Source organism: Nodosilinea sp. LEGE 07298, assembly GCF_015207265.1.
Lineage (GTDB): Bacteria > Cyanobacteriota > Cyanobacteriia > Phormidesmidales > Phormidesmidaceae > Nodosilinea.
The window spans coordinates 1-3,596 of sequence record NZ_JADEXE010000463.1 but is presented as its reverse complement, the minus strand read 5'-3'; the positions used below and the strand labels follow the sequence as shown (position 1 = coordinate 3,596).

At 52.7% G+C, this 3,596-nt stretch carries 4 protein-coding genes; 3 read left to right on the top strand and 1 reads right to left on the bottom strand.

Translation table 11 applies throughout. The features are described from left to right. Positions 1 to 126 precede the first annotated feature (126 nt). The 3 genes from IQ273_RS34215 (at position 127) to IQ273_RS31745 (ending at position 1,630) form a co-directional block, all read left to right on the top strand. A complete protein-coding gene (locus IQ273_RS34215; protein WP_313898321.1) occupies positions 127 to 309 on the top strand; it encodes a DUF6399 domain-containing protein in 183 nt (60 codons plus the stop codon). A gap of 438 nt (positions 310 to 747) precedes the next feature. Then, positions 748 to 1,134 carry a helix-turn-helix transcriptional regulator gene (locus tag IQ273_RS31750; protein ID WP_194027077.1) on the top strand — a complete coding sequence of 129 codons (387 nt, stop codon included), beginning with the start codon at positions 748 to 750 and terminating at the stop codon, positions 1,132 to 1,134. 58 nt (positions 1,135 to 1,192) lie between these two features. Further along, positions 1,193 to 1,630, top strand: coding sequence for an ArsI/CadI family heavy metal resistance metalloenzyme (locus IQ273_RS31745; RefSeq protein ID WP_194027076.1), 438 nt, complete (start codon positions 1,193 to 1,195; stop codon positions 1,628 to 1,630). A gap of 344 nt (positions 1,631 to 1,974) precedes the next feature. Here the strand turns inward: IQ273_RS31745 and IQ273_RS31740 are convergent. Then, on the bottom strand, positions 1,975 to 3,596 hold a 1,622-nt coding region (locus tag IQ273_RS31740; RefSeq protein WP_194027075.1), incomplete at its 5' end, for an S-layer homology domain-containing protein.

Genomic DNA, 3,596 nt, shown 5'->3' with positions numbered 1-3,596 from the left:
ATTGCCGGTCAGATGTTTGATAACGAATATGACTTGGCCATGACCGTCATTGACGGCATGGAAGCGCGTAGTAAAGCTGGAAATTATCAGCTAGAACGTTTTATGTTTAAATGCGCCTAGCTACTTATCCTCCACAATTCTGACCTCAAATGCCCTGATGGGACGACCGCCGCTCAGCGTCTCTTTGGCCATCCGTTTCCTGACCTCTTTGAGTCGGTCTTAAGTACCTTTACGGAGTTACCTATGCCTAGACGGTCTACTGAGTCACAGCAGCCCAATCCCTGGTACAGTCAACCCGTCTCGGCTTAAGTTGATACCCCTGTTTGCCCCTTGGATGAAACGTTTATTACTGCGCGCGATTGCCGTGAACCGGCGACGACATCAATTGGCAGAATCCACGTTTCAACAATACCGCTCCCGATTTCGAGGCAGCTTGCGTGAGATCTTGAATCTAAAGCCCAAGTCCCCTGAGGGACAGCGATGGCTCAAGCGTTACCAAAAGATCTCAGGTAATTGCTCGCGCCCTTACCTCACACCAGGCTGATTGGCTACTGAGTTGAGCAATTACCCTGTAGCTATAGGTGTGAGGCAAGCCAGAACGGCTAGCTGCGCGCGCACTGCTCATTCTCAATGACACTTACAGCTCTCTTGCCAATCCGTTGGCTACTTCTCCTCAACCCAAATTCCACTACAAATCTTAAAGCTAGAAGGATTGACACTTAGAAATATTTCGGTGATTATCGAAATATGGAAGAACAAGCTTCGGTTCAGCTCTCTGTTGATGACCTCGCTGCCACCTTTGCCGCTCTAGGACAACCCTCTCGGCTTAAGATTGTGCGCCTGCTGCTATCTGCTTACCCTCAAGGCTTACCTGCAGGGGAAATTCAGAAAGAACTGGGTATTGCTGCTGCTACCCTCTCTCACCACTTGGACAAGCTGCGCCAGGTTGGGGTCGTGACTGCTCAAAAGGATCGGCAATGGATCTGGTATAGTGCTCGCGCAGAAGCACTGAAACAACTGATCGACTTCCTCTTTGAAGAGTGCTGCACCCGTAACCATGTGCTGGAGCTTGAGGACGGCCAGTTCACTGAAACGTCCTGCCAGGGGCAAACAAATAACGCTTGCTGCAGCTAGAGGCGTTATTTGTTTGTCATTTATTTCGGTATTTGTAGAAATATTAAAGGAGAACCCTATGGCTACCTTCAAAACCCACGTTGCATTGAGAGTGACAGACTTAGAGCGCTCCATTGCCTTCTACCAGGTGCTGTTTGGGTTAGCTCCGGTTAAGCACAAGCCCGATTACGCAAAGTTCGACGTTGACAACCCCGGCATTAATTTGACGCTCAATGTAAGCGATGCCATTGATGCTCACGGTGCGCTGTCCCATTTAGGAGTGCAGGTTGACAGTACCGAAGGGGTGCGAGATGCGATCGCGCGGTTTCAATCCGCTGGGCTCGAAACGCTGGAAGAGCATAACACCGATTGCTGCTATGCCTTGCAGGACAAGGTTTGGGTAAGCGACCCCGACGGTAACCGGTGGGAGATCTTTGTAGTCAAGGTGGCAGATACTGCGCCAGAGAAGACTGTTGTAGTGGGCACAGTACAAGCACAAGCGGCCTGTTGTACCTGAGATCTAAAGATCAATCTGGAAAGCAAATGTCTGGAACTGATTGCCCTGTGGCTGGAGCAGTCCACCAAAGACGCAGCAACTCCGCCAGGCATAAATCTACTGAATGGGGACGATCGCGATCGCATCCATGCTGCCAAAGCTATTTTGCAGAGCCAGTTTCATAATCCGCCCACCCTACAGGCCCTGGCCCGTCAGGTGGGGCTGAACGACTCCCCAGCATCTTGGCCGCATCCCTCGCAACCCGCCAAAGAGACCTGACGACGGCTCACGGCTGAGTATGGTTCTCACCATAGCTGTATCCGACCAGCCTTCTTTTCTCTCCCCGCCTTTCATTGGAGATTGTCCTAATGGGCAGTTTTGGCATAGATACTAATGGATGGCGTGGGTAGCGCTGTCCCTACTTCATTGGGGTTGTTGTTCAGGATCGCTAGGTAGTTGCCACGATCGCTAAACGCAACCCGATAGCCATAGCCACTGGGCCAGTCCTGAACTTCTCCAGTTTTCACACTGCCCAAGCGCGCTCCAGCCACCTGCCCCCCCAAAAAATAGCTATCGCCATCTGGACTTAGGCCAATGGCATCATCTGATCGATCAGCCGGTAGCTCAGTGCTGGTCACGCGCGCGCCCGTTTGGGGATTCCAAGTGACGAGCCGTCCATCGTAAGGCGATCGCGTTAGCACATTGAGCAACCCATCGTTTCTAAAGACTATATTCATCCCCCAGAAGAGGACATCTTCCGGCGGCAGCGTCCTAGCGTATTCAAACATGCCGCTCTGATTGAGTCGCCAGAGGTCTACACGGCCCGATGAATCATCCAGGTATATCTGAATGGCTAAAAATTGACCATTAGGGCTAATGGCAAATCTACCGCTGGTGTCTAAAGATTGCACGGCTTCACCATTCGCCGTGTTCCACAGAGCTAGTTGTGGCGCAGAAGCGCCGTCTTGCTGTGGGTTCACAAACGTTATGATTCGCTGATTGTCATGGCTAAAGGCAATCTGCCCCCCGTCGATGGCTGACTCTGCCCTGCTGATTGTTTTTTTCCACAGCGGCTGACCTGTCTCGATGGTCCATGCCGCTAGTTCCACGGTGTTTGTGAGAGACGTTTGCGCGATCGCCGCCACCGTCGCCCCATCCTTGCTGATTGCCGCCCCATCAAAACGAGTCTGATCGCCAGCGGCAATCTCCTTGATTAGCGCACCTGTTTGCGTATTCCATACCTGAAGCGTTGCACCGTCTGTGGTCAAGGCAAGTAGCCGTTGTCCATCGGCGCTAAAGCTAAACCCTGCCGCTGCTGTTGGCAGGGTTGTTACAGGCGCTTTATTCCAGCGAGCACCGGCCGCCACAGGTTGCGCCCTACCATCTTTGACCAGCGCCTGATAGACAAAAGCCGCCACCTCAGCGCGGGTCGCCGGGCGATTGGGCAGGAGCTGATCGGGGGCAGGATAGTTAACAACAATGTTGGCGGCTCTTGCAGCGGCTATGCCAGGGCGAGCATATTCTGGAATGGCAGCAGCATCTTTATAGGCAAATAGTTCCGCCACACTACCGCCCTGATATCCCAATCCATTGGCGATAGAAATCAGGGCCTGTACGCGGGATATCGGTTGATTGGGCTTAAACTGATTCCCCGGATATCCCGAGAGAAAGCCCGCAGTGCGAGCTTTAGCAATATAGCCAGCAGCCCAAAGATCGTTAGGCACATCCGCAAAGGTTGGAGTACTGGGTAGCGTTGCATTCAACCGCCCATTTGGTACTTGAAAAGGCTGCGCTGACATAAACGCTTGATTCAAAATCGCCGCAAACTGCGCACGGGTTACGGGTTCGTTAGGCTGAAACGTGCCATCGGGGAAGCCGCTAATCACCCTGAACCGTGCGAGTCCTGATATGTATTCATAAGCCCAGTAGTCGGCGGAGACATCTCTAAAGGAAGTTCTTGGCGCTGGGGTGGGTGCAAGCGCTGGGG

Coding starts and splice junctions, on each gene's coding strand:
- IQ273_RS31750 (WP_194027077.1), top strand. CDS start 748: ATGGAAGAACAAGCTTCGGTTCAGCTCTCTGTTGATGACCTCGCTGCC.
- IQ273_RS31745 (WP_194027076.1), top strand. CDS start 1,193: ATGGCTACCTTCAAAACCCACGTTGCATTGAGAGTGACAGACTTAGAG.